Genomic DNA, 24,349 nt, shown 5'->3' on the forward strand with positions numbered 1-24,349 from the left:
TCGTCCGTCACCGGGTGCCGTCAGTGGGGGTCACTGCAGCCCGGTGTGGATCGCGTGGGCGAGTTCACCGTTGGCGGTGTCGCCGCTGAACTCCCAGAAGAAGGCTCCCTTGAGGCCCTGCTGCTTGGCCCAGGTCATCTTCCCGGCGATGGTGGCGGGGGTGTCGTAGCTCCACCAGTTGCTGCCGCACTTGGCGTAGGCCGTGCCGGCGACGGTGCCGGTGGCCGGGCAGCTGTTCTTCAGGACCTTGTAGTCCTCGATGCCCTGCTCGTACGTGCCCTGCGCGGGCCCGGTGGCGGTGCCGCCGGGGGCGGCCTGGGTGACTCCGGTCCAGCCGCGCCCGTAGAAGCCGATCCCGAGGTTCAGCTTGGAGCCGGGGATGCCCTTGCCCTTGAGCTTGGTGATCGCGGCCTCGGAATCGAAGCCCTGCTGCGGGATGCCGCTGTAGGAGGTGAGCGGGGAGTGCGGGGCCGTCGGGCCCTGCGCCGCCCAGGCGCCGAAGAAGTCGTAGGTCATGACGTTGTAGAAGTCGACGTACTGGGCCGCTCCGGCGTAGTCGGCCGCGTCCAGCTTGCCGCCGTTGGAGCCGTCGGCGGAGATGGCGGCGGTGACCAGGTTGTTCGTGCCGAACTTGGTGCGCATGGCCTGCATCATGTTCTTCAGGGCGGCGGGGCCGCTGGTGTCGCAGGACAGACCGCAGGCGTTCGGGTACTCCCAGTCGAGGTCGATGCCGTCGAAGACGTCGGCCCAGCGCGGGTCCTCCACCAGGTCGTAGCAGGACTGGGCGAAGGCGGCCGGGTTGGCCGCGGCCTGGCCGAAGCCGCCGGACCAGGTCCAGCCGCCGAAGGACCACAGCACCTTGATGTTCGGGTACTGGGCCTTGAGCTTGCGCAGCTGGTTGAAGTTGCCGCGCAGCGGCTGGTCCCAGGTGTCGGCCTTGCCGTCGACGCTCTGGTCGGCGGTGTAGGCCTTGTCGTAGTCCGCGTAGGCGTCGCCGATGGTGCACTTGCCGCCCTGGACGTTGCCGAAGGCGTAGTTGATGTGCGTGATCTTCGCGGCGGAGCCGGAGGTGACCAGGTTCTTCACGTGGTAGTTGCGGCCGTAGACGCCCCATTCGGTGAAGTACCCGAGCTTGACCTTGCCGCCCGGGTCCGGAGGCGGGGTGGTGCCGCCGGGGGTGGTCACCGAGAGGGATCCGGACGGGGGGCCGGTCTGGTCGGCGGTGTCGCGGGCGGTGACCGTGTACCCGTAGGTGGTGCCCTTGGTCAGGCCGGTGTCGGCGTAGCTGGTGCCGGTGACGGTCGCGATCTTGGCGCCGCCGCGGCGGACGTCGTAGTTCTTGACGCCCTTGTCGTCGGTGGCCGGCGCCCAGGACAGGGTCAGCGAGGTCTCGGTGACCGCGCTCGCGGTGGGGGTGCCCGGAGCGGACGGCGGGTTGTCGCCGGGCTGGGTGCCGCCGTCGCAGGAGCCCCCGTTGATCTTGCAGCCGGCGGGGGCGCCGGGGCCGGAGCCGTTGAAGCCGAAGCTGGCGGTGGCACCGGGGGACAGGGTGCCGTTCCAGCCGAGGTTCTTGGCCGTCCAGTGCGTGCCCGAGCTGGTGACGGTGGCGTCCCAGGCCGAGGTGACGGCGGTGCCGGCCGGGTAGTCCCATTCCACGGTCCAGCTGGTCAGGGTGGTGGTTCCGGTGTTCTTCACCACCCACTTGCCCTCGAAGCCGGAGCCCCAGTCGGAGACCTTGGTGTACGTCGCCGTCGCGGAGGTCGCGGCCTGTGCGGGGCCGGCCAGGGCGACGAGGCCGGAGACGGGCACGGCGAGGGCGGCCAGGACGGCCGCGACCCGCGTGAAGAACCGGGTACGCCTGGTGCGGGGTGGGGATGCTGTGCTCAAGGGTGCTCCTCCGTAGGTCCGTCGAGGTCGTGGGGCCGACGTTCGACATGGGGGTGGGACCTGCGCCGCCCGTGAGCACGCTTTGTCATGGCACGCTCACCACAGTGTTGCCGTGAGCGTAGAAAGGTCTGGACCAAGCGTCAAGAGGTCCAGACCTCATGGCGGACGGTGCGCGAGCGAACTTCTACTCGGGCCCACGGATCTCCAACTCCTGTGCCAGGACGGCAGCTTGGACCCGGCTGCGCAGTTCGAGCTTCCCCAGCAGCCTGCTGACGTGCGTCTTCACCGTCGCCTCGGCCATCTCCAGCCGCACGGCGATCTCCGCGTTCGAGAGCCCCTCGCCGAGGCAGCCGAACACCTCCCGCTCCCGCCGGGTCAGCGAGGCCACCGCGGCGGCCGTCCCGGGCGCGATCTGCGGCCGCCGCAGCTGCGGCGCGGCGAACTCGGCGATCAGCCGTCTGGTCACCGCCGGGGCGATCAGGCCCTCTCCGCGCGCCACCGTCCGGACCGCCTCGATCAGCTCCCCCGCGTCCGCGTTCTTCAGGAGGAAGCCCGCCGCCCCCGCCCGCAGGGCCCCGAAGACGTACTCGTCGAGGTCGAAGGTGGTCAGGACCAGGACGTCGGCCAGCCCCTCCGAGACGACCTGGCGGGTCGCGGAGACCCCGTCCAGCCTCGGCATCTGCACGTCCATGAGGACCAGGTCGGGGCGCAGCTCCCGGGCCAGGCGCACCGCCTCCTCCCCGTCCGCGGCCTCGCCCGCCACCTCGATGTCGCCCGCACTGCGCAGGATCAGCACCAGTCCGGCCCGTACCGCGCTCTGGTCCTCCGCCACCACGACCCGGATGGTCATGCCTCCACCGCCTTCTCCTCGGCGGGCAGCATCGCCCGCACCTGCCACACCGTGCCGGACCGGCCGGCCGTGAAGGCCCCGCCCAGCAGCTCCGTACGCTCCCGCATCCCGATCAGCCCGGCCCCCGAGCCCGGGGCGCGGGGGCCCGGGCGGTCCCCGTACGGGGAGTCCACCGCCACGGTCAGCGCCCCGGCCGGACGGCCCACGCGGACCCGGACCGTGCCCGGGGCCGCGTGTTTGAGCGTGTTGGTCAGCGATTCCTGGACGATCCGGTACGCCGCCAGCTCGACGGGGGCCGGCAGCCGGTCCCCGGGAGGCCGGGCATCGTGCAGGACGAAATCGAGCCCGCTCGCCGCGCCGTTGGTGCGGGCCTGTTCGAGCAGGGCCCCCAGTCCGTCCAGGGAGGGCACGGCGACCGCCTCCTGCTCCGCCCCGGCGTACCGCAGGAGCCCGATCAGGCGGCGCATCTCGGCCAGTCCCTGCACGCTGTTCTCCCGGATCACCCCGAGGGCGTCCCGGCTCGTCGCGGGCTCGTCGATGGAGAGCGCGGCGGTGGAGTGGATGGCGATGGCGGACAGGTGGTTGGCCACCATGTCGTGGAGCTCCCGCGCCATCCGGGCCCGCTCGGCGGTGACCGCCTGGCTGCGGTCCATCTCGGCCAGCAGCGCGGTCTGCTCGGCACGCAGCCGGGCGGCCTCGGCCGCCTCGCGGTGGTTGCGCAGGGTGGCGCCGGTCAGGGCCGGGCCGAAGCTGACGAGGCCGGTGATCACGCCGATCAGCAGGGCCTGCGGGGTCCGCAGCCAGGCCACCGAGGCGATGGTGACGGCCACGGTGATCAGCCCCGTGGTGACCGGCAGCCGCCGGGCCGTCGCCGGCTTCCCGTAGACCACGGCCGCGTACATCAGGTCCGTGAAGATCAGGACGGTGGCGAGGTTCCCGACGGTGAACTGGTCGGCGACCAGTCCGGCGGTGCCGACGACCAGCGTGACCCGGGGTGCGGTGCGGCGCAGCAGCTCCATCGCCCCGAGGGCCACCAGGGGGACCAGGGCGGCCCAACCCGGCAGGAGGTGCCGGTTGCCGGTGCTGTGGACGCCGAGCGACCACAGGGTCAGGCCCGCGAGCACGCTGCCCACGGCGAGGAGCACGTCGTCGCGGTGCGGGCGGAGGTTCTTCGGGGTCACGGTGCCATCCAACACGGTGGGAGCGGCACGGGCCTCGGCTCCTGGGGGGAAACCGGCTACATCGAAGGATGCAGTCGTCATTCCTCATCGGCGACGACGAAACGGGCCGTTCCGGGCGCCAGTCTTGAAGGTGTCCGGGTCCGGGTGCCCCCGAACCGGCAGACCGGCCGAACCTGCCGCACCCGCCCGACCGGCCGAACCCGCCGGACCCACCGAACCGAACGGAGATCCCCGTGATCGTCGCCCTGATCATCGCCTGCGAGGTGGGCTTCTGGGTGCTGCTCGCCGCCGGCCTGTCGCTGCGCTACCTCGCCAAGATGCCCAGGCTGGGGGCCGCGGTCCTGCTGTGCGAGCCGTTGCTGGAGCTGGTCCTGCTGGTCGTCACCACGCTCGACCTCAAGAACGGCGCCGCACCGGACTGGAAGCACGGCGTCGCCGCGCTGTACATCGGCTACACCGTCGCCTACGGGCACTACACGGTCAAATGGCTCGACGGCCACGCCGCCCACCGCTTCGCCGGCGCACCGAAGCCCGCCGGTGCCGGGTACGGCGCGGCGCGGGCCGTCCACGAGTGGAAGCTGTGGGCCCGCACCGTCCTGGGCGCCGCCGTCGCCCTCGGGCTGCTCCAGCTCGCGATCTGGTACGTCGGCGACGCCGGCGACGTCAGCTCCCTCAAGGGGTGGCAGTTCGGGGCCCTGCGTGCGGTCGGCATCCACGCCCTGGTCGCCGTCGGCTACACCGTGTGGCCGAAGAAGGCACCGGCCGGCGCCGGGGAGCCGCAGCCCTCGCTCGCGAAGACCGAACGCTGAGGCTCCGGCAGGGGAGCGGCCTACCGCTCGCCGCCCGGCACCCACAGCACGTCCCCGACCTCCTTGTTGGCCACCCGGGCCAGGATGAACAGGAGGTCGGAGAGGCGGTTGAGGTAGGTCGCCGTCAGCGGGTTCATCACCTCGCCGTGCACCTCCAGCGCCGCCCACGTCGAGCGCTCGGCGCGCCGGACCACCGTGCAGGCCTGGTGGAGCAGGGCCGCGCCGGGGGTGCCGCCGGGGAGGATGAAGCTGCGCAGCTTCTCCAGCTGCTCGTTGAAGGCGTCGCAGTCCGCCTCGAGCCTGTCCACGTAGAACTGCTCCACGCGCAGCGGCGGGTACTGCGGGTCCTCGACCACCGGGGTGCACAGGTCGGCGCCGACGTCGAACAGATCGTTCTGTACCCGGACCAGGACCTTCGCGACCTCCGGCGCCAGCCCGCCGAGCGCGAGCGCCGTCCCGATCGCCGCGTTGGCCTCGTTGGCGTCGGCGTACGCGGAGATCCGCAGGTCCGTCTTGGCCGTCCGGCTCATGTCGCCCAGGGCGGTCGTGCCCTTGTCGCCGGTACGGGTGTAGATGCGCGTCAGGTTCACCATGCGGCCAGGGTAGACGGGCGGCCACCGCCGGGGCGGACGCCGGGTGAACTGGTCGGCCCCGCACGGCTGCTGGGCCGTACCGGTGTGATGTCCGTCATCTGAGACGTGACGCGTGTTACTTCGCGGTCACACCGCACCCCCCGGGCGCTAGTCTCCGCCGGAGAGGCCACGAGGCCGTGTCTTCTTATGAGAACAAGGGGTGTGCAGTGGCTGGGAAGCTCGCCGTCATCGGTGCCGGACTGATGGGTTCAGGGATCGCTCAGGTCTCCGCGCAGGCGGGCTGGGACGTCGTCCTGCGCGACGTCACCGACGCGGCGCTGACCCGCGGCACGGACGGGATCAAGGCCTCGTACGACAAGTTCGTCGCCAAGGGCAAGCTGACGGCCGAGGACGCCGAGGCGGCGCTGGCGCGCATCACCACCACCACCGACCTCGACGCCGTCGCCGACGTCGACATCGTGGTGGAAGCGGCCTTCGAGAAGATCGAGATCAAGCACGAGATCTTCCGCGCGCTCGACAAGATCGTGCGCGACGACGCGATCCTCGCCTCCAACACCTCCGCCATCCCGATCACCAAGATCGCGGCCGTGACGGAGCGTCCGGAACGGGTCGTGGGCGCGCACTTCTTCTCGCCCGTCCCGATGATGCAGCTGTGCGAGCTCGTGCGCGGCTACAAGACCAGCGACGAGACCCTCGCCACCACGCGCGCCTTCGCCGAGTCCGTGGGCAAGACCTGCATCGTCGTCAACCGCGACGTCGCCGGTTTCGTGACGACCCGTCTGATCTCCGCGCTGGTCGTCGAGGCCGCCAAGCTGTACGAATCGGGCGTGGCCTCCGCCGAGGACATCGACATCGCCTGCAAGCTGGGGTTCGGCCACGCCATGGGCCCGCTGGCCACGGCCGACCTCACGGGCGTCGACATCCTGCTGCACGCCACCAGCAACATCTACACCGAGTCGCAGGACGAGAAGTTCGCGCCGCCGGAGCTGATGCGCCGGATGGTGGACGCCGGAGACATCGGCCGCAAGAGCGGCCAGGGTTTCTACAAGCACTGAGTCCGCACGTCGAGCACCACTGTTCGAGTGCCATCACCCCTCAGGGTGAATTAGGTATCGGTTCGCTCACGGTCGGCAACTTCGCCGCCCTCGCGGCAGTCAGTTGCAGTGAGAGTTGCCGACCAGGGACCAGTCGGACCATACGTACGCAGTACCGCCGGGGAGTACACATGCACATCAGGGGCGACCACGCCGAACTCGCTGTCGGGGGCCGCCTCGACGTGCGCAGCGCGGCGGACGCCCGTACGGTCCTGCACTCCGCCCTCGACGACGGCCACGGCGATCTCGTGCTCGACCTCACCGGGCTCGACTCCTGGGACGCCACCGGACTCGGCGTGATCATGGGCGCGCACCGCAGGGCCGGCCGGACCGGGCGGCGCCTCGTCCTGCGCGGGGTGCCGCCGCAGATGCAGCGTCTGCTCGTCGCCACCCGCCTGCACCGCATCCTCGCGATCGAGGGCGGACTGGAAGCGGAGTCCCTGCCACGGGTGTGAATACCGTGTTCCGTTTTCCTGCGGAAACGTAACGGTCCGGTGGTGATGGCACCCCTGCGGTACCGGCGCGCGTGGCCACGGTCTAGGGTTCGGGCGGAAAACCGGACCAGTACGAGAGCGGCGTGCGAAGGCCGGGCGGTACGACGGCGAGGCGCACGGCCCGCGATCGGGGGACTTGGTCATGGACCGAACAGAGAATCAGGCCGATCCGCAGGAGCAGGCCGCCGGCACGCCCGGCGCGGCCGGCACGCCCGGTGCGTCCGGGGCATCCGGGGCGCCCGCGCGGGTCGTCACCCTGACCGCGGGGGACTACGCCCTCACCGTCAACCCGGTCGACGGCAGCGAGATCGAGCCGCGCCGCCCCGGCACGGACACCGGCCGCCCCGCCAAGCGCGACGCGGCCGCCCGCCGGGCCCGGGACGAGGCCCTGCGCCCGCCCGCCCTGCCGGGCCCGCCCCTGCCCGCCCTGCCGCTGCTGGAACGCGCGGAGGAGCGGGAGCGCCTCGTACGGCTGCTGGGCCGGGGCCGGTCCGTACGGCTGACCGGGCCCGCCGGATCGGGCCGCACCGCCCTGCTCGACGCGGTGGCCGGCGCCTGCGCGGGCCTCGCGCCCGACGGCGTCGTACGGCTCTCCGGGCGCGGGTACCAGCAGCCCCAGGAGCTCCTGTACGCCCTCTACGCGACCGTGTACGAGGCCCCGGCGGAGCGGCCCGACCGGATCGACCTCCTCGCCCGTGTCCGGGACATAGGCGCCGTCGTCCTCCTGGACGACCTGGAGATCGGCGGCACCGCCCTCGACGAGCTGCTGCAGGCCACCCCCGAATGCGCCTACCTGCTGGCCGCCACCCCCGACACCCGTTCCCCCTCCGACGACGCGCACCTGGAGGAGGTCTTCCTGGGCGGGCTCGGCAAGGCCGACTGCCTGGAACTGCTGGAGGCGGGCGTCGGACGGCCGCTGACTGACGCGGAGACCGCCTGGGCGGGCGACCTGCGCTTCGCCTCCGAAGGCCTGCCGCTGCGCTTCGTCCAGGCCGCCGCACTGCTGCGCCAGCGGGACGAGCTCAACCGCGCCGCCGAGGACGACGACGAGGAAGAGCCCGGAGTCTTCGAGGAGCGCCCGCGCGAGGCGGGCCAGGTGCCGCTGCCGACGCTGGCCGAGGGCGCCGCCCCCGCCGAACTGCTGGCCTCGCGCGTCAGCGAATCGGCGCGCGCCGCCCTGCGGATCGCCTGCGCCCTGGGCGGGGAGATGCCGCACCACGCGCACCTGCCCGCGCTGGTGGGGGACACCCACGCGGACACGGCCGTGGCCGAACTGATCGGCTGCGGGCTGCTCACCCCGGTCGGCTCCCGCTACCGGCTGGCCGCAGGCGTCGCCCGGCAGCTGGAGGAGGCCGGGTACGGGGACACCGCGCCGGAGGAGGCCCGTACGGCCGCCCGGCACTACGCCTGGTGGACCGGGCACACCTCGGTGACCCCGGAGCGGGTCGCGGCGGAGACGGACGCGGTGCTCGCGGCGCTGGCCGGCGCGGACGTGGTGGCGGCCGTGCTGCTGGCCCGTACGGCCGCTCCCGCGTTCGCGGCCTCGCTGCGCTGGGAGGCGTGGGAGCGGGTGCTGCGCGCGGGGTCCGAGGCCGCCCGGAAGGCGGGCGAGGTCGCGGAGCAGGCGTACTTCCACCACGAGCTGGGCGTCCTCGCGCTGTGCGAGGGCAGGCTGGACCGGGCGCGCGCCGAGCTGGAGGCCTCGATCGGGCTGCGCGGCGCCCTCGCGGACAAGCGGGGCACGGTGGCGGGACGGCGGGCGCTGGCGCTGGTGACGGACCGGGAGACCGCCGCCGCGGGAGCGGCCGCGTCGCCTCCCCTGCGACTGGAGCCGCCGGTGACGCCCGCAGGGGCGTCCGCCGCCCCGGAGGCCGTGACGCGGCCGCTGCCGGCCGCACCGGCGGGTCCCGCGAAGAACGGTCCTGCGAAGAACGGTCCTGCGAAGAACGGTCCCGTGAAGAACGGTCCCGTGAAGGCGGGCGGCGCGGCGGCCGTGACGGTTCCGCTGCCCTCGCCCTCCGCGGAGGCGGTGACGCGGGTGGCGCCCGTGACGCCCGTGCCCCCGGTGACGCCCGTGGCATCGACTGCTGCTGTGACCCCGGCGGGTCAGGCAGCGAACGCGGTGACGCCGGTGACATCCGTGGTGCCCCTGGGGTCCTCCGCGCCCGGCGTACAGCGCCCGCAGACCCCGACGACGCTGTCCCAGGTGTTCGAGGACGCGTTCCCGATCACCCCGAAGCCGGCCCCGGAGCCCGCTGCCGGCCCGCCGGCCCGCCGGCCCGACCGGCGCCGGCCCGCCCTGCTGGCCGCGGCGGGTGTGCTGACGGCCGTGGCGCTGGGCACGCTGGTGAGCCTGGTGACGGGTTCCTCGGACGAGCCCTCGGCCCCCTCGCAGGGCCCGTCGGTCTCCCCGACCCCCAAGCGGCTGCCGCCGCAGGGGGTTCCGAGCACCAGCGGGAACGATCCTGCCCCGGAGCAGCCGACCGAGGCGGCCGAGCCGACGGAGGCCGCCCCGGAGCAGGAGAGCAACGCCCCCGTCCCCGGCCGCACTCCGGTCCGTACCCCGTCGCAGCGCCCGTCCCCGACGCCCGCGAAGCCCGCGCCGACGAAGCCCGGTCCGCCGACGCCCACGCAGTCGTCCCCGGACCCGACGGTCTCGCAGTCGCCGCCGGTCACCGAGACACCGCCCGCGCCGACGCCCACCGATCCTCCGGTCACGACCACGAACTCGGTCCCGGTCCCGCCCTCCGCGACGTGACCGGCCCGGGTCCCGCCGTCCGCCGGGGACGGTACGGACGGGACCCGGGCCGGGCCGGTCAGAACAGGCGGAGCTTGTCGTCCTCGATGCCGCGCATCGCGTTGTAGTCGAGCACCACGCAGTCCATCCCGCGGTCCGTGGCCAGCACCTTCGCCTGCGGCTTGATCTCCTGCGCGGCGAAGACGCCCCGGACCGGGGCCAGGTGCGGATCGCGGTTGAGGAGTTCGAGGTAGCGGGTCAGCTGCTCGACGCCGTCGATCTCGCCGCGCCGCTTGATCTCCACGGCCACCGTCGCACCGGAGGAGTCCCGGCACAGGATGTCCACCGGGCCGATGGCCGTCATGTACTCGCGCCGGATGAGCGTGTAGCCCTCGCCCAGCGTTTCGATGCGGTCCGCCAGGAGCTCCTGGAGGTGTGCCTCGACGCCGTCCTTGATGAGCCCCGGGTCGGTGCCCAGTTCGTGGGAGGAGTCGTGGAGGACTTCTTCCATCGTGATGATGAGCTTCTCGCCCGCCTTGTTGACGACCGTCCACACGCCCGCGTCGTCACCCGTCCCCTCCTTGAGGGTGCACGGGGGCGACATCCAGTTGAGCGGTTTGTACGCCCGGTCGTCCGCGTGGATCGAGACACTGCCGTCGGCCTTCACGAGGATCAGACGGGGTGCCGAGGGCAGATGGGCGGTGAGCCGGCCCGCGTAGTCGACGGAGCAACGGGCGATGACGAGACGCATGGTCGGCAACGCTACTCGACCGATAGGCCTCCACGCGATTCGCCCCTGAAAGCCCCGTTCGCGGATGGCGCGTTGTATGCGCATTCTCCTGGTGCGTCACCCATGGGGCGCCTACCGTGGTGAGCGGGAGGTTGCCGAGCGTGCACGCTGCGTCGCGGCCTCCTTCCCTGCCCGTAAGACTCCGGCAACCCAAACAGCCGGGGTCGCGAGAGGAGAACCCATGTCGCTCGACGTCTCACCGGCCCTACTCGAACAGGCCGAGCGAGGCGAGGTCGACGAAGCCGCCTTCGTCGACTGCGTCCGGACCTCCCTGCCCTACGCATGGGAGATGATCAGCTCGCTGGTGGCCCAGCTGAAGGTGGACGGCGGACAGTTCGCCGACAACCAGACGCCGCCGCCCGACGAGCAGGCGCGCGGGCAGTTGCTGCGCGCTCTCGCGAGTGACGCGATACGCGGTGCGCTGCAGCGGCACTTCGGAGTACGCCTGGCCTTCCAGAACTGCCACCGGGTAGCGGTGTTCCCGCTGGACTCCTCGGTGGACGACCGGCTGGCCAAGTTCACTTCGATCCGCGGCCAGCTGCTCAACCAGTCGCCGGAACTGCGGGACTGCTAGCAGGTCTCGTACTCCGCTGCCGTTCCGCGACGGGGGGCGGCAGCCCTTCTCAGCCGAGGCGGGGCAGGACTTCGGCGCCGAGGCGCCGGACGTTCTCCTCCGTCGCGGCGAGATCGCCGGATCCTTCCGTGAGCAGCGCGAACCGGGTGATGCCGGTGCGCTCGGAGGTGGCCGCCAGACGGTCCGCCGCCCGCTTCGGAGTGCCCACGGGATGCAGCTCGCACAGCAGCTCCGTGTATGCGACCGGATCCCGCATCGCACGCATCCGGCCGTCCACCGTCACGTGCGCGTCCAGGCCCTGCTTCAGCCATCCCGGCATTGCCTTCAGCAGCACCTCACGGGCGTCCGCCGAGCGGTCCGCCAGCTGGCACACCCCCGCCGAGACGTGGCCCGCGCCGGCCACGTACTCCCGCGAATGGCCCGCCGCCAGCGCCGTGCGCCGCCACAGCGCGACCATCCCGGCCTTGTCCTCGTCCCCGCAGTGCATGCCCAGCAGCATCGGCAGTCCCCGCTCCGCGGCCAGCCGTACCGACCGCGGCGACGTGCAGGCCACGATCACCTCCGGACCGGTCCCGTCCCCGTCGAGGGCCTCCGAAGGCCGCGGTACGACGGCCACCTCGCGGAAGGCGTACCGCTCGCCGACGGCCCCCACCCGTGCCTCGGCCAGCCAGCGCCGCAGCAGGTCCAGGGCCTCGGGGAAGCCGTTCTCGTAGGCGTCGGCCCCGCCCCCGAACACCTCCAGGTCGACCCAGGGACCGCCGCGCCCCACCCCGAGGGTGAACCGGCCGCCCGAGGTCAGGTGCAGCAGCGCCGCCTGCTCCCCGAGGCCCACCGGATGTACGTTCGGCAGCACACTCACCGCCGTGCCCACCCGCAGCCTCCGGGTGCGGCCGAGCAGCAGGGCCGCCAGGGTCACCGCCGACGGGCAGACCCCGTAGGGGACGAAGTGGTGCTCGGCGAGCCAGACCGAGTCGAGCCCGGCCTCCTCGGCCACCTCGGCGGTCCGTACCGCCCGGTGCAGTGCCTCGCCCTGTCCCTGACCCGGGAACTGGGCCGCCAGAATGAACGCTCCTACGCGCATCGCCTTTAGCCTCCTCGCGGCTGGCGCGGCCTCCCCCAGGTGGACCGGCTTGTTGATCCATTACGACTGACGTCCTACTGGCAACAACGTCTGACACGTGCCAAAGGCACGGCCTGACAGGAAAGTTATTGGGATTGTCGGGCCAGTCCGCCGGTGCGGCCGGCTCTGTCAGACACCCTGCGGCTACCCGGGCTCGCTGCGCGTAGTCTGGGAGAAAGTCACTGCCGTCCGGCCATCCGTGAGGTATACGTGTCACCGCGCCACAACCGCCCCAGGGGCGGCGGGAATCCAGCCGACCGTTCGGACCCGGGCACCGGTTCGGGGCCGGGCGGCGGCTCCGGCGGCCTGGACCGGTACGGGCTGGAGCGCACCGAGGAGTACCGGGGCGAGGACTGGAAGGTCCGGCACGTCGCGGGCGCCGGCGCGGTGGGCAAGCGCTACCGCTGCCCCGGCTGCGACCAGGAGATCCCTTCCGGTACCCCGCACCTGGTGGCCTGGCCGGAGTACGGCGGCGTCGACGACCGGCGCCACTGGCACAAGGCCTGCTGGAACGCGAAGGACCGCCGCACCTCCCGGGTGCAGCGGTCCCGCAACGCGCCGAAGTACTAGCCTGCGCCCACCGGTTCCCTAGACGTCCCGGCGGCCGACCGTCGCGTACGAGGCGGCCACCGCGCCGCCCGTGACCAGCAGGATCAGCAGCAGGTGGGACAGGTCGGAGGGCGGCGCCCCCACCTCGCCGCCACCCTGCAGGCCGAACAGCTGCATCATCGCCACGGGCGCGTTGTACGTGATGATCAGATTGCCGACGGCCGTGGTCGCCTTCCAGGTGATGAGCATCGCGCCGATCACCGGCGGGAGCGTGACCAGCCCCAGCATCACGGCGATCCCCCCGGCCGAGTGCCGCACCAGCGCGCCCACGGCCAGGGCGAGCACGCCGAGCAGGGTGACGTAGAAGCTGCCGGCCAGCGCGCCGATCCACTCGGACGCCGTGTGCGAGCCGGCCTCCGGACCGCCGTGCACGATCGCGGCGGCCGCGCCGACCAGGCCGACGGACCCGGCGGTGACCGCGAAGGCCGTGAGGCTGAAGACGACGTACTTGGCGGTGAGCACCCGGTGCCGCTCCGGGGCGGCGGTGAAAGTGGTCCGCACCAGACCGGTGGCGTGCTCGGAGGTGATCGTCAGGACACCGAGCACGATCACCGCGAGCTGACCCACCAGCAGGCCGAAGAGGGCCGGCGAGGCGAACGCGATCTCCCGGAAGGACCGGTCGTCGGTCTGGACGATGACGAGGAGCCCGATGCCGACGACGATCACCACGAGGGAGCCGAGCGTCCACATCGTGGAGCGCACGGACGTCATCTTGGTCCACTCCGAGGCGAGGGCGTGCCCCAGGTGCGGCCGCGAGGAGGGCAGCGGTCCGCTGCTGTTCGCCGCGCCGGGTGCACGCGCCGCGCCGGTGGTCGTCGCGCCCGTGGGCGTGGGGCCGGTCATCGGGTGTCCTCGGGGTTGTTCGGGGCGGCCCCGGCGAGCTCGCCGGGGCTGCTGGGCATCAGGAAGGGCCGCCCGCCCGCCCCAGGGGGCGGGGGCGCGTAGAAGCCGCTCTGCGGGACCTCGGGCGCAGGCTCCTCCTCCCACGCCGGGACGCTCAGCGGCTCCGGCTCCCACAGCTCGGCCCGGGGGTCCTCGGTGGAGGTGTACTCGACGGAGGACTGGGTCATCCGCATGTACGCCTCCTCCAGCGAGGCCCGGTGCGGCGACAGCTCCCACAGCCGTACGCCCGCCTCGTGCGCGAGGTCGGAGATGCGGGGCAGCTCCAGCCCGGTCACGCGCAGTGCTCCGCCGGGCTCCTGGAGGACCCGGCCGCCCGCCTTGATCAAGGCCGTACCCAGCGTGTCCCGGCCATCCGGATCGGTGTCGGCCGCGCGTACCCGAGCGAATCCGGCCGAGTTGTGCGTGATGAACTCCTGGGTGCCCATGTCGGCCAGCAGCCGTCCCCGGCCGATCACGATCAGGTGGTCGGCGGTCAGGGCCATCTCGCTCATGAGGTGCGAGGAGACGAAGACGGTCCGGCCCTCGGAGGCGAGCCGCCGCATGAGGTTGCGGACCCAGAGGATGCCCTCGGGGTCGAGACCGTTCACCGGCTCGTCGAACAGCAGCACCTGCGGGTCCCCGAGCAGGGCGGTGGCGATGCCGAGCCGCTGGCCCATGCCGAGGGAGAAGCCCTTGGCACGCCGGCGGGCGACGTCCTGGAGGCCGACCACGGCCAGCACCTCGTCCACGCGCTTCTCCGGGATCCCGGAGAGCTGGGCGATGGACAGGAGGTGGGTGCGGGCCCGGCGGCCCCCGTGGACGGCCTTGGCGTCGAGCAGGGCCCCGACGTGCCGCTGGGCGTTCGGCAGCTCCCGGAAAGGAAGGCCGTTGATCGTGACATGACCGGACGTGGGCCGGTCGAGGCCGACGATCATCCGCATGGTGGTGGATTTCCCGGAGCCGTTGGGCCCCAGGAATCCGGTGACGTGCCCCGGCCTGACCTGGAAGGACAACTGGTCGACGGCGGTCTTCGCGCCGAAGCGCTTGGTCAGTCCGACTGCCTCGATCATCTTGCTGCCCCTTACCAGGCCGGGACGACTTTCGCCCGCGTAAGGGTTAAGAGGATATCGAGTCTCTTCCGGTTCCGTCCCGGGCCGATCCCTGAGCTGCCCCTGAGACCGACCCGGGGATCACCCGTAGTACGGAGGACGTCCGTCCTGCGACGGACCCGGAGGAGACCCGTCCGTCAGGCGTCGCGCTTCTTCAGGACCAGCAGGCCGCCGATCATGGCGGCGGCGACCCAGAGCACCATGATTCCGAGACCGCCCCAGGGGCCGTACGGCGTCGCAGGGTTCCCGAAGGCCTCGGGCACGACCAGCATGATCCTGGAACCGGCATTGCTGGGCAGGTACTGGCCGACCGAACGGGTCGCCTCGAAGCCCGCGAGGAGGTTCGAGACGATCAGGAAGAACGGGATCAGGAGGCTGATCGAGGCGACGGAGCTGCGCAGCATGGCCGCCACACCCATGCAGAACAGGGCGAGGAGCGCCATGTAGACCCCTGCGCCCACCACGGCGCGCAGGACGTTCTCCTCGCCGATGCCGATGCCGGCGTCTCCCAGGAGAGCCTGCGTGAGGAAGAACGACGTGAAACTGGTCAGCAGGCCGACGGCCAGGGCCAGCGCCGTCGCCACGGTCATCTTGCCGAGCAGGAAGCGCGTGCGGTGCGGTACCGCGGCCAGCGACGTGCGGATCATGCTCGTGCTGTACTCGCTGCTGACGACCATCACACCGAAAACGATCATGGCCAGCTGTCCGAACTGCATCGAGCTGAAGCTCATCGCGGTCGGATCGAAGACCATCTCCGTGTTCCCCGTGTCGTAGGTCGCGGCGAACAGCGCGGCGAACCCGACGGTGACGAGGAAGACGAGGGCGAGCGTCCAGCTCGTGGAGGCGACGGTGCGGATCTTGGTCCACTCCGACCGGAGGACGGCGGGGTAGGACATGGTCACTCACCGCCCTTGCGCGTGGCCTCGTAGCCGGCGCCCCAGGCGGGGACCTCGGCCGGCCGGGCCGGGTTGTCAGCGGCCATGCCCGCGGGGACGGGTGCCCCCGGTGCGTGGGCGTGGTACTCGACGGAGTCCGCCGTCATGCGCATGAACGCTTCTTCCAGTGACGCCCGTTGCGGGCTGAGTTCGTGCAGGACGATCTGGTGCTGGGCAGCCAGCTCGCCGAGCTTCTCGGAGCTCACGCCGTCGATCTCCAGCGCTCCGGTGGCGGGAACGCTGATGGCGTCGATCCCCGCGTCGTGCAGGACGTCCTTGAGCCGTTCCTGCTGCGGGGTGCGCAGCCGGACGTAACTGCGCGAGTTCTGGTGGATGAAATCGGCCATGGACAGGTCCGCCAGCAGCCTTCCCTGTCCGATCACGACCAAATGGTCTGCGGTCAGGGCCATTTCGCTCATCAAGTGGGAAGAAACGAAGATCGTCCGGCCTTCCGCAGCCAAGCCCTTCATGAGATTCCTGATCCAGAGAATCCCCTCGGGGTCCAGACCATTGACGGGTTCGTCGAACATGAGGATCTCCGGATCGCCGAGCAGGGCGGCGGCGATTCCCAGCCGCTGCCCCATGCCGAGCGAAAATCCTTTGGACTTCTTCTTCGCCACGGCCGTCAGGCCGACCATGTCCAGCACCTCGCCGACCCGGCGCTCCGGAATCCGGTTCGACTGGGCAAGGCAGAGGAGGTTGTTGTAGGCGCTGCGCCCGCCGTGCATGGCTTTGGCGTCCAGCAGCGCACCGATGTACTTCAAAGGCTCCGGCAGGTCCCGGTAGTGCTTGCCGTCGATCCGGACCGTACCGCTGGTCGGATTGTCGAGGTCGAGCATCATGCGCATGGTCGTCGACTTCCCGGCCCCGTTGGGGCCGAGGAAGCCGGTCACCACCCCCGGTTTGACCTGGAAGCTGAGGTTGTCCACGGCGGTCTTCGCGCCGAATCGTTTGGTAAGTCCCTCGAGCTCGATCATGCGGGCCACGCTAGAGCGCCGAAGGGCCGTACGCCACCTCAAACAGGTGACATACGGCCCTGACCCGCCGGTTTGGCTACCAGCGAGTAGAAGTTCGGCGTAGTGCGGTGCAGCAGCGGCCGGTGGACTAGCGGCTCTGCTGGGCCGGGACACCACGGGTGACCGGCTCGTCGTCGACGATCGGGTTGGCCGCCGCGACGGCCGCACCGGTGAGCGTCGCCAGCATCTCGCGGACGTTGGTGAGCTGCGCGTTGATGGAGTCGCGGCGGTTGGTGAGCGCCGCCAGCTCGCGCTCGGACTCGCTGCGGATGCGGTCGGCCTTGGCGTTGGCGTCGGCCACGATGTCCTCGGCCTGGCGCTGCGCGGTCTCCACCGTCTGGCGGGCACGGCGCTCGGCGTCCGTACGCAGCTTCTCGGCCTCCAGGCGCAGCTGCTCCGCGCGGTGCTCGATCTCGGCGAGGCGCTTCTCGGCCTTGGCCTGGCGCGAGGCCAGGTCGCGCTCGGACTGCTCGCGGCGCTTGGCCAGGTTGGTCTCGAAGTCCGCTGCGGCCTGGGCGGCCTTGGCGCGGGTCTCCTCGAACAGCGCGTCGGCCTCCTCGCGCTTGGAGGCCGCGTCCTTCTGGGCTTCGGCGCGCAGGGTGGAGGCGTCCCCCTTCGCCTTCTCGACGATGCGGACGCCCTCGTCCTCCGCCTTCGACTTGCGGTCGGCCGCGAACGACTCGGCGTCGTTGCGCACCTGCTGGGCCGCCGACTCCGCGAGCTCCCGGTGCTGCTCGGCCGCGCGACGGGCCTCCTCGCGCAGGTCCTTCGCCTCCTCCTCGGCCAGGCGCAGGATCTTCTCGACCCGGGCGCCGAGGCCGGCGTACGACGGCTCCGCGTCGTTCACCTGGGCCTGGGCGTTCTGCGTCTCGAGGTGCAACTCCTCGATCCGCTTTTCCAGAGAGTTGATACGTCCAAGGGCGCTGTCGCGGTCGGAGACCAGCTTGGTAATGCGGTCGTCCACCTGACCGCGGTCGTAACCACGCCGCACGAGCTCGAAGCCGAAGGGGGAGGAAGTGTCGCTCATGGGGTTCCTGTCGAATGAGACCGATGAGGTGCTACGTGAGGTGTTAGAGGAATCCTAGGCGCCCGGGCGGCGTGTCATCGAGTCATTCCACGTTTGATCTGGACAATGACACCCCTTTTGAGTGGCAAGGCGACAGAACGCTTGTCACCCGTTCGCCTGAACCTCCATCAGGTGCACACATTCAGGCGATCGGCTAGCCCTCTGACGCCTTACCACCCGATCGAGTGGAACCCGCTGCCGCTCCGGCCTTCACGCCCCCCGCGCCCTGGCCGCCGACCGTGGGCTTCGCACCGCCCGAAGGCGCCTCGAATGATTCCAACGCCTCAAGAACGTCCTGGACACGGGAGATCTCCGCCTGAATGTCCTCGCGACGCCGCACCAGGACCTCCAGCTCACGCCGGCCCTCGTCGACCATCCGTTCGGCCTCGGAGCGGGCCTGCGCCAGAGCAGACTCGGCCTCCCGCGCCAGCTCGGCCTTCTTCTGCTCCGCCTCCTTGAGGAGCGCCTCGGCCTTGCGGACCGCGGCGATGCGCACCTTGCTCGCCTCGCTGCTCGCGTCCGACACCATCTGCTTGGCCTTCGCCTCGGCCTCGACGCTCTGCTCCGTCGCCGCGCGCACCAGCTTGTCCACGCGTTCGCCCGCCGACTTCATCTGCTCGGCCGACTCCCGGCGGGCCCGCTCGTGCAGCTCCTCGACCTCGGCCTCGACCCGGCCGCGCAGCTCCTCCGCCCGCTCCCTTATCGCAGCGGCGTCGGTGCGCGCCCCGACCAGCAGCTCGTCCGCGTCCGTACGGGCCTTCTCCACCGTGGAGTTGCCCTCGACGGTCGCCTCGGAGGTGATCCGCGCGGCCTCCTTGCGGGCGGCGTCGACCATCGCGTCCGCCTGCTCCTCGGCCGCCGTGGTGGCGGCCAGCGCCCGCTTCTGCGCGTCGGCGGTCAGCTTCTCGGCCTCCGCCGCGGCCTCGGTGATGAGCCGGTCCACCTGCTCCGCGGCCTCGCTGCGACGCTTGTTGGCCTCCTCGCGGGCCTCGTCCAGCAGCCGCTCCGACTCCGTACGGGCCTCCGTGCGCACACGCTCCGCCTCGGTCGCCGCGTCCGCCTTGACCCGCTCGGCCTCCGACCGGGTGCGGGTGGCGTGCTCCTGCGCCGAGGACAGCGCCTCCGCCGCCTCCGCGCGCAGCCGCTCGGCCTCGTTCGCGGCCTCGCCGACCGTGCGCTCGTTGTCCTTACGGGTCTGCGCCGTCAGCTTCTCCGCCTCGGACGCGGCCTCGGTGATGAGCCGGTCCGCCTGCTCCGCGGCTTCGCTCCGCAGCCGGCCCGCCTCGGCGCGCGCCTCGTCCAGGGTCTGCTCGGACTCCCGCTCGGCGCCCGCCAGGGTCTCGTTCGCCGCGACCGTGACGCGGTCCGCCTCGGCGGTGGCCTCGCCGATGATGCGGCCGCCCTCCGCGCGGGCGTCGTCCAGGGCCTTCGCGGCCTCGGCGCGCAGCCGCTCGGCCTCCGCCGCCGCCTCGCCGACCGTGAGTTCGTTGGCCGCGCGGGTCTCGTCGACCAGCCGGTCGCCCTCGGCCCGCGACTCGACCAGGATCCGCGTCGCGTCCCGTTCGGCCGCGGCCATCGTCGCGGCCGCCTGGGACGTGAGCTTCTCGGCCTCCGCGGCCGCCTTGGCGACCAGCTGGTCGGCCTGCTGCGCCGCCTCCGTGCGCAGCCGGCCCGCCTCACCGCGGGCCTCGTCCAGCGTCCCGGCCGCCTCGGCGCGGGTCGCGTCCGCGGCCGCCGTCGCCTCGGCGGTGATCCGCTCGGCCTCCGCGGTCGCCAGGCCCACCGTGGCCGCGTTGGCCGCCAGGGTCTCCTCGGTGATCCGCTCGGCCTCGGCCGTCGCCTCGGCGAGGACCCGTGCCCCTTCGGCGCGGGACGCCTCCAGTGCCTCCGCCGCCTCACCGCGGATGCGGTTGGCGTCGTCACGGGCGTCCGCCCGGGTACGGGCCGCGTCCCGCTCGGACGCCGCCAGGGCGTCCGTGGCCTCGGTACGCACCCGCTGCGCGTACTCGGCGGTGTCCGTGCGCAGCTGCTCCGCCTCGGCGATCGCGTCGCCGACCGTGCGCTCGGCCAGCGCCTTCGCCGCGTCGGTCTCGGCGCGCGCCTCGGTGCGGACCCGGTTCGCGTCCTCGCTGGCCCGCTCGCGTTCCGCGTAGGCGTCGGCGCGGACCCGCTCGGCCTCCTCCTCCGCCTCGGTGCGGGTGCGCTGCGCGGCGTGCTCGGCGGCGCTGCGCAGGCCGGTGATCTCCTCCTCGGCCTGCTCGTGCAGCCCGGCCACGGAGTCCCGTACCTGCTGGGCGGTGGTCTCCGCGGCGGCCACCAGTTCCGACGCGCGCCGCTCGGCCTCCTCGGTCAGACGGGCCGCCTCGGCCTGCGCCTCCTCCGAGCGCCTGCGGGCCGCGGCCAGCAGCTCCTCGCTCTGCTCCCGGGCCTGCGCCCGTTCGTTCTCCGCGTCCGTCCGCGCCGAAGCGAGGGTCTCCTCGGCCTCCCGGCGCCGCCGGACGGCTTCCTCCTGCGCGGCGGCCAGCGCCTCGGCGGCCTCCGCGGCGACCCGCTCGGCGGCGGTCTTCGCCTCCGCGCGCAGCCGGTCCGCGGTCTCCTGGGCCTCGGTACGCACCCGCTCCGCCTCGGCCTCGGCCTCGCCGCGCAGCCGTACGGCGGCCTGCTCGGCCTCCGCGCGGACCCGGCCGGCGTCCTCGGCCGCCTCGGTGCGCAGCTGCTCGGCCTCGGCCTGCGACTGCGCCTGGAGGGCCCGGTTGCGCTCCGCCGACTCGGCGCGCAGCCGGTCGGTCTCCTCGGTGGTCTCCTTGCGGACGGCGTCCGCCGCCGCCCGGGCGTCGCGCAGGGTCTGCTCGGCCGTGCCCAGCCGGATCTCGGCGTCCGTGTGCAGCCGTACGAGCTCCTCGTCGGCCTCCGCCCGCTTCGCCGCCAGGGCCGCTTCGGTCTCCTCGCGCCGGCGCCGGGCCTCGGCGTCCGCCTCGGAACGGACGGCTTCCGCCTGCTCCAAGGCCTCCGCGTGCAGCCGCTCGGCCTCGGCGCGGGTCCGCTCCAGGGTCTCCTCGGCCTGCTTGCGCAGGGTGGTGGCCCGCTCCACGGCCTCCGCACGGACCCGCTCGCTCTCGGCGCTCGCCCCGCCGCGCAGCTCGTCCGCGTCCGACTTGGCCTTCCCGAGCAGCTCCTCGGCGGTCCGGGCCGCCTCCTCGATCTGCTGGACCGCCTCGCGGCGGGCCTCGCCGCGGATCCGCTCGCCCTCGGCGACGGCCTCCGCGCGCAGCTGCTCCGCCTCGCCGCGCAGCCGCCGGGCCTCCTCCTGGAGTTCGACGGTACGGGCCCGGTACTCCTCGGTGTCGTCCTTGGCCGCGCCCTTCAGCTCGTCCGCCGTGGCCGCCGCCTGCGAACGCAGCCGCTCGGCCTCGGCCTCCGCCTCGCGGCGGATCCGCTCGGCCTCCTCGGACGCCGCCCGGGTGGTGGCCCGGGCGTCCTCGGACGCCTTGTTCAGTACGTCTTCCGCGGTCCGGGCCGCCTTCGCCAGCTGCGCCGCGGTGTCCTCGGCGGCGGCCGCACGGGCCTGCTCGCCGGCCTCCGCGCGCAGCCGCTCCACGTCGCCCCGGGCATCGGCCAGCAGCTGCTCGGCCTCGGCCTTGAGGACCTCGGCCTCCTTGGTGGCCTCGCCGACCAGCCGGGCGACCTGCTCCTTGGCCGTGCGGGTGCGCTGCTCGTTGACGGACTCCGCCGAGGCGAGCTGCCGTGAAGCGCTCTCCTTGGCCTCCGCGAGGAGCTTCTCGGCCTGGGCGCGGGCCTCGCGCAGCGCGGCGTCGGCCTCCTGGACCCGTGACTCGGCCACCCGGCCGAGGTCGAGGGTCTGCTGGCGGGTCTGCTCGGCCTCCGCCGTGGTGGTGGAACGCAGCCGTTCCGCGTGCTCGCTGGCTTCCTGGGCCTGCGCGGAGGCGGCGGTCAGCAGCCGCTCGGCCTCCTTGCGGGCGCGCAGCAGGGAGGCCTCGGCCTCGCTGCGGGAGGCCTCCGCCTCGGAGGTCAGCCGGCGCCGGGCCTCCTCGGCGAGGCGGGCGGCTTCGGCGCGGGCGGCGTTCAGGGCCTGCTCGGCCTCGGCGCGCGACTCCTCCATGAGCCGGCGCGCCTGGGACTCCGTACGGGCGCGCAGCTGCTCGGCCCAGGCCACGTTCTCGTTGACGTGCGCCTCGACGGTCTGGCGGCGCTCGTTCAGCTCCTGGTCCAGGCGCTGGCGCCGGTTGACGGCCTCGGCGTGCAGTTCGGCCTGCAGGCGGGCCTGGTGCTCGGCGTGCTCCTGGAGGATGCGCTGGGTCTGCGCCCGGGCGTCGCGCAGTTCGCGTTCGGCGTCGGAGCGCATCTGGTCGGCCTGGATCTGGGCATTGCGGAGCAGCTGCTCCGCCTGGTACCCCATGTCCGCGCCGTCGTAGGCGGGGCGGGACGCCAGAGCTCGGCGTACCTCGTGGAGCTTGGCGCGCAGCACCTCGACCTGGTATCCCAGGTCCTCAGCGTGCTGGACGGCCTTCCCGCGCTCCTTCTTCAGCCGCTCCATCTCGGCCTCGAAGCGCGAGAGGTGGTCGGCCTCGGCCTGATGGCTCTCCTGGCTTTCGTAGCCCCGCACAGCGCGGTCCCATCCGTCCCCTGGTCGCAAGCTCACTCCCAAATGAGCATCGCTCGCCCGCTGAACGACGCCCCCGGGGAATGGTGTCAGATACCGGGGCAGGGGTCACAGGCCCCGACCCCGTCTCCGCACCGAACCCCGGCCGAGCCATGGCCACTCTACCGGCCGGGGAATCGGGCCATCAGTGGTCCGGGTCGGCCGTGACCAGTTCGGTGAGGACGCCGTGGCAGTCCTTGGGGTGCAGGAAGGTGATCGAGGAGCCCATCGAGCCGGTGCGCGGCTCGTCGTAGAGGACGCGGACGCCCTTGCCGCGGATGGCTTCCGAGTCGCCGCGGACGTCCTCGGTGCCGAAGGCGATGTGGTGGACGCCCTCCCCGTTCTTGGCCAGCCACTTGCCGACCGCGGAGTCCTCGCGGGTGGGCTCCAGGAGCTGGAGGTAGGAGGCGCCGCCGTCGGACGTCTCGTTGATCTTCAACATGGCCTCGCGAACGCCCTGCTCCTCGTTGACCTCGGTGTGGAACACCTCGAAGCCGTACGTGGCACGGTAGAACTCGACAGTCTTGTCCAGGTCGAAGCAGGCGATCCCGATGTGGTCGATTCTTGTCAGCATGGGACCAGTGCACCGCCGATGGGGGTGGTCACGCAACGTGCCAGCGATCACACCGACTGCCCGGTGACGCCGCGGGTACCGCTCAGTACATTCAGGTAAACCCTCGTTCACTCCTCATCCTCAAGGGGCTGTGCCTCATGTCCGGATCGAACAACACCACTTCAGTGATCGTCGCCGGAGCCCGCACCCCGATGGGGCGGCTGCTCGGCTCGCTGAAGTCCTTCTCGGGCGCCGACCTCGGCGGCTTCGCCATCAAGTCCGCGCTGGACCGGGCCGGGATCTCCGGCGACCAGGTCCAGTACGTGATCATGGGGCAGGTGCTTCAGGCCGGTGCGGGCCAGATGCCGGCCCGGCAGGCGGCGGTCAAGGGCGGCATCCCCATGAACGTGCCCGCGCTCACCATCAACAAGGTGTGCCTCTCGGGCCTGGACGCGATCGCGCTGGCCGACCAGCTCATCCGCGCCGGGGAGTTCGACATCGTGGTCGCGGGCGGTCAGGAGTCCATGACCAACGCCCCGCACCTGCTGTCCAAGTCGCGCGAGGGCTACAAGTACGGCGCCGTCGAGATGCTGGACGCGATGGCCCACGACGGCCTCACCGACGCCTTCGAGAACATCGCCATGGGCGAGTCCACGGAGAAGCACAACGGCCGCCTGGGCATCGAGCGCGCCCCGCAGGACGAGTTCGCCGCCACCTCCCACCAGCGCGCCGCGGCCGCGCAGAAGAACGGCGTCTTCGAGGCCGAGATCACCCCGGTCGAGATCCCGCAGCGCAAGGGCGAGCCGGTCGTCTTCTCCCAGGACGAGGGCATCCGCCCGGAGACCACGGTGGAGTCCCTCGGCAAGCTGCGGCCGGCCTTCAAGAAGGACGGCACCATCACCGCCGGCACCTCCTCGCAGATCAGCGACGGCGCGGCGGCCGTGGTCGTGATGAGCAAGGCGAAGGCCGAGGAGCTGGGCCTGGACTGGATCGCCGAGATCGGCGCCCACGGCAATGTCGCCGGCCCCGACAACTCCCTCCAGTCGCAGCCGTCCAATGCGATCCTGCACGCGCTGAAGAAGGAGGGGCTCCAGGTCTCCGACCTGGACCTCATCGAGATCAACGAGGCTTTCGCGGCGGTCGCGGTGCAGTCAATGAAGGACCTCGGCGTGACCCCGGAAAAGGTGAACGTCAACGGTGGCGCCATTGCCCTGGGGCACCCGATCGGCATGTCGGGCGCCCGTGTGGTGCTGCACCTGGCGCTGGAGCTGAAGCGGCGCGGCGGCGGGACCGGCGCGGCCGCCCTGTGCGGCGGCGGCGGCCAGGGCGACGCGCTGATCGTGCACGTCCGCAACTGAGCACACCTGCCGTACCCGTACAACCGAGGAGC

The 24,349-nt window shown here is 72.3% G+C and carries 20 protein-coding genes; 7 read left to right on the forward strand and 13 right to left on the reverse strand.

Annotation, left to right across the window (positions count from 1 at the left end; all coding sequences use genetic code 11):
- Window positions 1-30: 30 nt before the first annotated feature.
- From ACFWUZ_RS16735 to ACFWUZ_RS16745, 3 genes are all read right to left on the reverse strand, one after another.
- The gene (locus ACFWUZ_RS16735) at window positions 31-1,887 is read right to left on the reverse strand and encodes a glycosyl hydrolase family 18 protein (protein ID WP_384372733.1); all 1,857 of its coding nucleotides are present in this window, start codon (window positions 1,885-1,887) and stop codon (window positions 31-33) included.
- Between the two features lie 184 nt (window positions 1,888-2,071).
- Window positions 2,072-2,737 (reverse strand): response regulator, encoded by a 666-nt coding sequence (locus ACFWUZ_RS16740; protein WP_384372735.1) that lies wholly within the window; start codon window positions 2,735-2,737, stop codon window positions 2,072-2,074.
- The gene (locus ACFWUZ_RS16745; RefSeq protein WP_384372988.1) at window positions 2,734-3,930 is read right to left on the reverse strand and encodes a sensor histidine kinase; all 1,197 of its coding nucleotides are present in this window, start codon (window positions 3,928-3,930) and stop codon (window positions 2,734-2,736) included. Before ACFWUZ_RS16745 ends, ACFWUZ_RS16740 begins: the two co-directional genes overlap by 4 nt.
- A 221-nt stretch (window positions 3,931-4,151) precedes the next feature.
- Between ACFWUZ_RS16745 and ACFWUZ_RS16750 the strand changes: the two genes are divergently transcribed.
- Window positions 4,152-4,727 carry a hypothetical protein gene (locus tag ACFWUZ_RS16750; protein ID WP_384372737.1) on the forward strand — a complete coding sequence of 192 codons (576 nt, stop codon included), beginning with the start codon at window positions 4,152-4,154 and terminating at the stop codon, window positions 4,725-4,727.
- A 20-nt stretch (window positions 4,728-4,747) separates the two neighbouring features.
- On the opposite strand, the gene ACFWUZ_RS16755 is transcribed toward ACFWUZ_RS16750, so the two are convergent.
- On the reverse strand, window positions 4,748-5,320 hold the full coding sequence (locus ACFWUZ_RS16755) for a cob(I)yrinic acid a,c-diamide adenosyltransferase (protein ID WP_384372739.1): 573 nt from the start codon (window positions 5,318-5,320) through the stop codon (window positions 4,748-4,750).
- A gap of 206 nt (window positions 5,321-5,526) precedes the next feature.
- Here ACFWUZ_RS16755 and ACFWUZ_RS16760 point away from each other — a divergent pair, with 206 nt between their 5' ends.
- The 3 genes from ACFWUZ_RS16760 to ACFWUZ_RS16770 all read left to right on the forward strand — a co-directional run bounded on the left by ACFWUZ_RS16760 (window position 5,527) and on the right by ACFWUZ_RS16770 (window position 9,666).
- Window positions 5,527-6,375 (forward strand): 3-hydroxyacyl-CoA dehydrogenase family protein, encoded by an 849-nt coding sequence (locus ACFWUZ_RS16760; RefSeq protein ID WP_384372741.1) that lies wholly within the window; start codon window positions 5,527-5,529, stop codon window positions 6,373-6,375.
- Window positions 6,376-6,545: 170 nt separating this feature from the next.
- A complete protein-coding gene (locus ACFWUZ_RS16765) occupies window positions 6,546-6,869 on the forward strand; it encodes an STAS domain-containing protein (RefSeq protein ID WP_267717808.1) in 324 nt (107 codons plus the stop codon).
- Between the two features lie 181 nt (window positions 6,870-7,050).
- On the forward strand, window positions 7,051-9,666 hold the full coding sequence (locus ACFWUZ_RS16770) for an ATP-binding protein (protein WP_384372743.1): 2,616 nt from the start codon (window positions 7,051-7,053) through the stop codon (window positions 9,664-9,666).
- A gap of 58 nt (window positions 9,667-9,724) precedes the next feature.
- Here the strand turns inward: ACFWUZ_RS16770 and nucS are convergent, their stop codons facing one another.
- Window positions 9,725-10,396 (reverse strand): endonuclease NucS, encoded by a 672-nt coding sequence (nucS, locus tag ACFWUZ_RS16775; protein WP_384372745.1) that lies wholly within the window; start codon window positions 10,394-10,396, stop codon window positions 9,725-9,727.
- Window positions 10,397-10,616: 220 nt separating this feature from the next.
- Here nucS and ACFWUZ_RS16780 point away from each other — a divergent pair, with 220 nt between their 5' ends.
- On the forward strand, window positions 10,617-11,009 hold the full coding sequence (locus tag ACFWUZ_RS16780; protein ID WP_069921977.1) for an SCO5389 family protein: 393 nt from the start codon (window positions 10,617-10,619) through the stop codon (window positions 11,007-11,009).
- A gap of 49 nt (window positions 11,010-11,058) precedes the next feature.
- On the opposite strand, the gene ACFWUZ_RS16785 is transcribed toward ACFWUZ_RS16780, so the two are convergent.
- Window positions 11,059-12,090, reverse strand: coding sequence for an LLM class flavin-dependent oxidoreductase (locus ACFWUZ_RS16785; protein WP_384372748.1), 1,032 nt, complete (start codon window positions 12,088-12,090; stop codon window positions 11,059-11,061).
- A gap of 249 nt (window positions 12,091-12,339) precedes the next feature.
- On the opposite strand from ACFWUZ_RS16785, the gene ACFWUZ_RS16790 reads away from it, so the two are divergent.
- Entirely contained in the window at window positions 12,340-12,699 is a 360-nt protein-coding gene (locus ACFWUZ_RS16790; protein WP_384372750.1) for an ATP/GTP-binding protein, read from the forward strand.
- An 18-nt stretch (window positions 12,700-12,717) separates the two neighbouring features.
- Here the strand turns inward: ACFWUZ_RS16790 and ACFWUZ_RS16795 are convergent, their stop codons facing one another.
- The 7 genes from ACFWUZ_RS16795 to mce form a co-directional block, all read right to left on the reverse strand.
- Window positions 12,718-13,581, reverse strand: a complete 864-nt coding sequence (locus tag ACFWUZ_RS16795; RefSeq protein WP_384372752.1) for an ABC transporter permease — start codon at window positions 13,579-13,581, stop codon at window positions 12,718-12,720.
- The gene (locus tag ACFWUZ_RS16800) at window positions 13,578-14,690 is read right to left on the reverse strand and encodes an ABC transporter ATP-binding protein (protein ID WP_384372754.1); all 1,113 of its coding nucleotides are present in this window, start codon (window positions 14,688-14,690) and stop codon (window positions 13,578-13,580) included. The genes ACFWUZ_RS16795 and ACFWUZ_RS16800 overlap by 4 nt, the downstream gene beginning before the upstream one ends.
- Before the next feature lie 176 nt (window positions 14,691-14,866).
- Window positions 14,867-15,625, reverse strand: coding sequence for an ABC transporter permease (locus ACFWUZ_RS16805; RefSeq protein ID WP_384372756.1), 759 nt, complete (start codon window positions 15,623-15,625; stop codon window positions 14,867-14,869).
- A 2-nt stretch (window positions 15,626-15,627) separates the two neighbouring features.
- The gene (locus ACFWUZ_RS16810) at window positions 15,628-16,641 is read right to left on the reverse strand and encodes an ABC transporter ATP-binding protein (protein ID WP_384372759.1); all 1,014 of its coding nucleotides are present in this window, start codon (window positions 16,639-16,641) and stop codon (window positions 15,628-15,630) included.
- A gap of 127 nt (window positions 16,642-16,768) precedes the next feature.
- A complete protein-coding gene (locus ACFWUZ_RS16815) occupies window positions 16,769-17,707 on the reverse strand; it encodes a cellulose-binding protein (RefSeq protein ID WP_030386920.1) in 939 nt (312 codons plus the stop codon).
- A gap of 193 nt (window positions 17,708-17,900) precedes the next feature.
- On the reverse strand, window positions 17,901-22,370 hold the full coding sequence (scy, locus tag ACFWUZ_RS16820) for a polarized growth protein Scy (protein ID WP_384372761.1): 4,470 nt from the start codon (window positions 22,368-22,370) through the stop codon (window positions 17,901-17,903).
- A 181-nt stretch (window positions 22,371-22,551) separates the two neighbouring features.
- Window positions 22,552-22,980: a methylmalonyl-CoA epimerase gene (gene mce / locus ACFWUZ_RS16825; RefSeq protein ID WP_384372763.1), complete on the reverse strand. Its 429-nt coding sequence runs from the start codon at window positions 22,978-22,980 to the stop codon at window positions 22,552-22,554.
- A gap of 137 nt (window positions 22,981-23,117) precedes the next feature.
- Between mce and ACFWUZ_RS16830 the strand changes: the two genes are divergently transcribed.
- Window positions 23,118-24,317, forward strand: coding sequence for an acetyl-CoA C-acetyltransferase (locus tag ACFWUZ_RS16830; RefSeq protein WP_384372765.1), 1,200 nt, complete (start codon window positions 23,118-23,120; stop codon window positions 24,315-24,317).
- The last annotated feature ends 32 nt before the right edge of the window (window positions 24,318-24,349 follow it).

It is taken from the genome of Streptomyces sp. NPDC058646 (genome assembly GCF_042716875.1).
In the GTDB taxonomy this organism is placed as follows: domain Bacteria; phylum Actinomycetota; class Actinomycetes; order Streptomycetales; family Streptomycetaceae; genus Streptomyces.